The following is a 4,613-nucleotide window of genomic DNA, read 5'->3' as shown; positions in this document are numbered from 1 at the left end:
GAAGTGTCTGAAATTATGAAGCTCGCTTCAGAATATAGAATACCTGTTGTTCCTATAGGAGCAAGAACCGGATTGAGTGGCGGTATATTAGCAGTTCATAAAGGAATCGGACTTTCATTAGAACGTATGAACCGCATTATTGCTATTGATGAAAAAAATTTTCAGATCATAACACAACCGCGTCATTACCGAAGTCTTGCAAAATGAAGTTACCAAAGCAGGACTTTTCTATCCGGTAGATCGAGTAGTAAGGGCAGTTGTTTTATAGGAGGAAATATAGCAGAAAATGCAGGTGGTGCGAGAGCCGTAAAATATGGAGTAACCAAAGATTATGTATTGAACCTTGAGGTCGTTTTGCCCAATGGAGCGATCATTTGGACCGGAGCAAACACGCTAAAGAATGCTACAGGATATAATCTTACGCAATTGTTGGTGGGTAGTGAGGGGACATTAGGAGTCATTACCCAGATTGTTTTAAAGCTATTGCCTCAGAATCGTTAATAATATATTAATGCTGGTACCTTTTTATCAGATGACGCAGGCAGCAGAAGCCGTTTCAGCTATTTTCAGAGCCGGAATAGTACCAAGTGCTTTGGAATTCATGGAAAGAGACGCTATCGACTGGACGCTACAATATAAATGTTTTGGCGATTTAGGTATTAATGATGAATTGAAGCTCATTTACGTTATCGAAGTAGATGGTAATTATCAGGAAGTATTATTTGCAGAAGCAGAAAAAATAGTTCAGGTGGTGGAGGCTTACGCTATCGATGAAGTTTTATATGCCGATACAGAAGAGCAAAAAAATAAGTTATGGAAACTGCGAAGAAATGTTGCTGAGGCAGTAAAACAGAATACAGTCTATAAAGAAGAAGATACTGTAGTTCCCCGATATGAATTACCTGTATTACTAAAAGGAATAAAAGAGATTGGTAAAAAATACGGTTTCGTTCCATTTGTTACGGACATGCCGGAGATGGGAATTTACATGTAAACATCATTAAAGAAAATATGACGGATACAGATTGGAAAACGAATGTTCCGAAGGGAATCAGGGAAATCTTTGAACTGACGGTTCATTTGAAGGGAACCCTTTCCGGTGAACACGGGATTGGCTGGGTACAGAAAGAGTATATGGATATCGCATTCAATCGTCTTCACTTACAGCTTATGCAAGATATTAAAAAGTATTTGACCTTAAAAATATTATGAATCCGGGAAAAATATTTCCACAGCAATAAAAAAAGAGCGATTTTTAAATCGCTCTTTTTTATAACTTCGTAAAGTTATAAATCGTTTCAGTAATAATTTCTGACCAGCCCATATTTTGAGTTTCTTTAAAAACAAAATAAGTTTGCTGGCGTTCAATGTCTGAACAGTAACATTTAATGGACTATTGTTGGATAAAGTCCTTTGTAGTTCAGATCCTGTAACAGTATAACTTTTCATGCCGAAAAAGCATTCTATCGAATGAATCCGTTGTATTATAAGTAGTAGCGGCGTACCGTCTTCTTTACAATTCTACATGAATAGAATTACCAGAAGAAACGCTTTTTTGTAGGACCATCAACGGGTACTCACCATAGTAGTTATTCTTTGCTTGACTGTTTTCAGATCCCATTTTGCTACTAACTTAGCTTTATCAACACTACCGCTGTTGCTTCACCGTGTATTCTACATAACAGGGGTACAAGATGTAAGACTTGTTAACACTTATCATCAGGGATAAAGCCAAAAGAAATAAAAATTTTTCATAGAATAATTGTTTATAGTTTTACAAAAATATATTATTTTAGAATAAACTCAAAAATATAAAAAAACTTAATTTTTATCATATAATACATTCGTTTTTAATGATCAGATCTTTAATGATGAGCAGAAGCTATTCTCATTTTTATAATATAATAAGTACATTCTTTATTAAAATGTTTTATGTACTTTTGAAGTAAGATTTCAATACTATGCATCAACATTTTTTACTTCATAAACCACACGGTTACCTGTCTCAATTCATTTATGAAAAGAAAGGAAAAAGAAATGTTAGGGGACTGTATCCTTTTCCGGCTGGAACCGATGGCGATCGGAAGACTTGATGAAGATTCAGAAGGATTGTTATTATTTAACCACTGATGGAGTAGTAAGCGAGCAGGTGCGGAAGCCGGATATAGAAAAGAATACATAGTTCATTAGATGGTATTATCGATCAACAGGCAATTGATATCCTTAAAAAGGTGTTCAAATTGGTGTAAAAGGAACTATAATATCTTACGAAAGAATGTAGTGCCACACTTATTGAAAACCAAATGGATCAGTGAAGGCAGACGCATTAGGGATGAACGCCACGGACCTACAAGCTGGATTTCTATTACACTCAAGAAGAAGTTTCGCCAGATTAGAAAAATGACGGCTGCGGTAGGGTTTCCTACATTGAGACTGATCCGTGTTAGAGTTGGTGATTTTCATTTAAAGGATTAAATGCAGGAGAAGTTAAACTTTTTGACGATGGAAAAATGAGTAAATCTGTTTATCAACAATGAAAGCTTTAAATTCCCAACGTATTGTTGCTATTGTCGGTGTGGCATTATTTGTTATTAAATTTATAGCCTGGTACATCACTGATTCAGTACTATTCTTACAGATACGCTTGAAAGTATTATTAATGTTGTTTCCGGTTTTGTAGGTTTATACAGTCTGTATTTATCCACACTTCCGAAAGTTCATAATCATCCGTATGGGCATGGTAAAGTAGAATTTATATCGGCATCACTGGAAGGTGCCTTATTCAGCATTGCCGGTGCACTCATCATCTATGAAGCCATAGCCAACCTGCGTTTATCCGAAACAAGTACACAAATCGATTATGGAATCTATCTCGTTTCCATAACTGCCATTATCAACTATATCGTGGGATTCTTTGCTATAAAAAAAGGCAGGAAAACTCATTCGGTAGCATTGATTGCCAGCGGAAAACATTTACAGTCAGGACACCTATTCAACCATAGGTTCGTGGTTGGACTGATTGTGCTGTACTTTACCGGCTTCCATGGCTGGATAGTGTGATTGCTTTGATATTTGCGGGTATTATTATTATACAGGCTATAAAATTTTAAGACTGCCATATCTCCGGTATCATGGATGAAACAGACGTAGAACTGTTAGAAGAAGTTGTGGCACATTTGCAGCAAGAACGTCGTGAGAATTGGATTGATTTGCACAATCTCCGCATAATAAAATACGGAAGTACCCTGCACATTGACTGCCTATGACAGTGCCCTGGTATTTCAATATCAATGAAGGGCATCATGAAGTAGATATACTTGAAGACATTGTCCGTAACATTTCGGAGACCGTATTGAACTTTTTGTTCATTTAGATGGCTGCAGAACATACTCCTGCCAGATTTGTACCAAAGAAGAGTGTCCGGTACGTCAGCATGCTTTTGATCATAAAGAGAACTGGACAATTGATAACTTTCACTTAATCAGAAACACATAAAACAACAAAGAAGAGACCTAACGGATTCTGAATTGTTTGTTATTCCGGTCAAAAATAATAGTTTCATCATCAAAAAAATGATCAAATACTCCCTGTTTAATCAGTTGATCCGGCGTATCAAAGTATAATCCGTCCCTTTTCATTAAAATAATCTGATTGCTGAGTTGAAGTGCTAAATCCAGATCATGCGTAGAGAATACTATACATTTATGTGTATTTTCGGCCAGATTTTTTAATAATTTAAAAAGTTTTACTTTGTGATATAAATCAGATGGGTAGAAGGTTCATCCAGAATAATAATAGGAGTATCCTGTGCAATGGCTCTGGCAATCAATACTTTTTGGAACTGACCGTCGCTTAATTCGTAATATTTTTTGTTTTTTAAATGCATTTATCAGTTAGTACCATGGCATTTTCTATCTGAGAAATGTCCTGTGGAGCCAATTGATCCAGCCAGTTGGTATAGGGTTGTCGTCCCAAAGCAATCAGTTCATATACCGTCAGCGAACTTTCCGGTAATTTTTCAGTAAGTACCCAGACTCATTTTTGAGACAGGATTGAAGAACTGTAAGATTCAATAGGCTGATCATCAATAAAAACGGAGCCCGACAATGGAGCTAACTATACCTGAAATTGTTTTTAAAAAGTATTTCCGATCCCGTTGCTACCCAGTAGCGAATAAGCTTACCGATTCTAAAACAACAGAATATCTTCTCAATGACTTGCGTTCCTTTTTTATGATCATATCCGATATTCAGATTTTTCGTTTGTATTACACCCATTCCAAAAATACTTACATTTTTTTTCATAATCCAATAAAAGCCTGTACTGGCCATCAGAATGATAATAATATAAGGGTCCATAGCGTATTGAAACCGAAACGATCTGCTATCTGAGTACCACAAACGGAGAAGCAAGTGAGCAATAGCAAAAGAAATTGCATTTAATCCCATATAGGAACCTGTTTACCGGATTGGAACGATTTACGGCAACTGTTGAGGAGAAAGGCATTACCAGGATTTCTGAAATACAGATGAGAAACATAGAAAAATACAGTACCCAAACGGCGTGTGAGGGGAGCAGAACAAATTAAGACAAACCGCAGAAAATACATCCGA

Annotated in this window: 10 protein-coding genes and 2 pseudogenes; 7 read left to right on the top strand and 5 right to left on the bottom strand. The window is 36.4% G+C overall.

Annotated features, from left to right (window positions below; translation table 11 throughout):
• Positions 1–15: 15 nt before the first annotated feature.
• The 3 genes and pseudogenes from QW060_RS25250 to QW060_RS25240 all read left to right on the top strand — a co-directional run.
• Positions 16–324 (top strand): annotated as a pseudogene (locus QW060_RS25250) (FAD-binding oxidoreductase); the annotation flags it as partial.
• Between the two features lie 12 nt (positions 325–336).
• Entirely contained in the window at positions 337–501 is a 165-nt protein-coding gene (locus QW060_RS25245; protein ID WP_290365418.1) for an FAD-binding oxidoreductase, read from the top strand.
• A 10-nt stretch (positions 502–511) separates the two neighbouring features.
• A pseudogene (locus QW060_RS25240) lies at positions 512–1,212 on the top strand (FAD-binding oxidoreductase).
• On the opposite strand, the gene QW060_RS25230 reads toward QW060_RS25240, so the two are convergent.
• Both QW060_RS25230 and QW060_RS25225 read right to left on the bottom strand, forming a co-directional pair.
• A complete protein-coding gene (locus QW060_RS25230; protein ID WP_290365413.1) occupies positions 1,207–1,449 on the bottom strand; it encodes a hypothetical protein in 243 nt (80 codons plus the stop codon). The pseudogene QW060_RS25240 and the gene QW060_RS25230 overlap by 6 nt on opposite strands.
• A gap of 527 nt (positions 1,450–1,976) precedes the next feature.
• Positions 1,977–2,180, bottom strand: a complete 204-nt coding sequence (locus QW060_RS25225; protein ID WP_290365412.1) for a hypothetical protein — start codon at positions 2,178–2,180, stop codon at positions 1,977–1,979.
• Between the two features lie 10 nt (positions 2,181–2,190).
• Here QW060_RS25225 and QW060_RS25220 point away from each other — a divergent pair, with 10 nt between their 5' ends.
• The 3 genes from QW060_RS25220 to QW060_RS25210 all read left to right on the top strand — a co-directional run bounded on the left by QW060_RS25220 (position 2,191) and on the right by QW060_RS25210 (position 3,266).
• Positions 2,191–2,475 (top strand): pseudouridine synthase family protein, encoded by a 285-nt coding sequence (locus QW060_RS25220; RefSeq protein WP_290365411.1) that lies wholly within the window; start codon positions 2,191–2,193, stop codon positions 2,473–2,475.
• A gap of 153 nt (positions 2,476–2,628) precedes the next feature.
• Positions 2,629–3,060 carry a cation diffusion facilitator family transporter gene (locus QW060_RS25215; RefSeq protein WP_317623255.1) on the top strand — a complete coding sequence of 144 codons (432 nt, stop codon included), beginning with the start codon at positions 2,629–2,631 and terminating at the stop codon, positions 3,058–3,060.
• A gap of 71 nt (positions 3,061–3,131) precedes the next feature.
• Positions 3,132–3,266, top strand: a complete 135-nt coding sequence (locus tag QW060_RS25210; RefSeq protein WP_290365410.1) for a hypothetical protein — start codon at positions 3,132–3,134, stop codon at positions 3,264–3,266.
• A 246-nt stretch (positions 3,267–3,512) separates the two neighbouring features.
• On the opposite strand, the gene QW060_RS28265 is transcribed toward QW060_RS25210, so the two are convergent.
• The 3 genes from QW060_RS28265 to QW060_RS28255 form a co-directional block, all read right to left on the bottom strand.
• A complete protein-coding gene (locus QW060_RS28265) occupies positions 3,513–3,638 on the bottom strand; it encodes a hypothetical protein (RefSeq protein WP_317623254.1) in 126 nt (41 codons plus the stop codon).
• Between the two features lie 107 nt (positions 3,639–3,745).
• Positions 3,746–3,886 carry an ATP-binding cassette domain-containing protein gene (locus QW060_RS28260; RefSeq protein WP_317623253.1) on the bottom strand — a complete coding sequence of 47 codons (141 nt, stop codon included), beginning with the start codon at positions 3,884–3,886 and terminating at the stop codon, positions 3,746–3,748.
• A 226-nt stretch (positions 3,887–4,112) separates the two neighbouring features.
• Positions 4,113–4,448, bottom strand: a complete 336-nt coding sequence (locus QW060_RS28255) for a hypothetical protein (RefSeq protein ID WP_317623252.1) — start codon at positions 4,446–4,448, stop codon at positions 4,113–4,115.
• Between QW060_RS28255 and QW060_RS25200 the strand changes: the two genes are divergently transcribed.
• On the top strand, positions 4,433–4,588 hold the full coding sequence (locus QW060_RS25200; protein WP_290365409.1) for a hypothetical protein: 156 nt from the start codon (positions 4,433–4,435) through the stop codon (positions 4,586–4,588). The genes QW060_RS28255 and QW060_RS25200 overlap by 16 nt on opposite strands.
• The last annotated feature ends 25 nt before the right edge of the window (positions 4,589–4,613 follow it).

This window comes from Paenimyroides ceti, assembly GCF_030409925.1.
The sequence above is the reverse complement of the archived record's forward strand: the minus strand, read 5'-3'. Positions and strand labels throughout refer to the sequence as shown.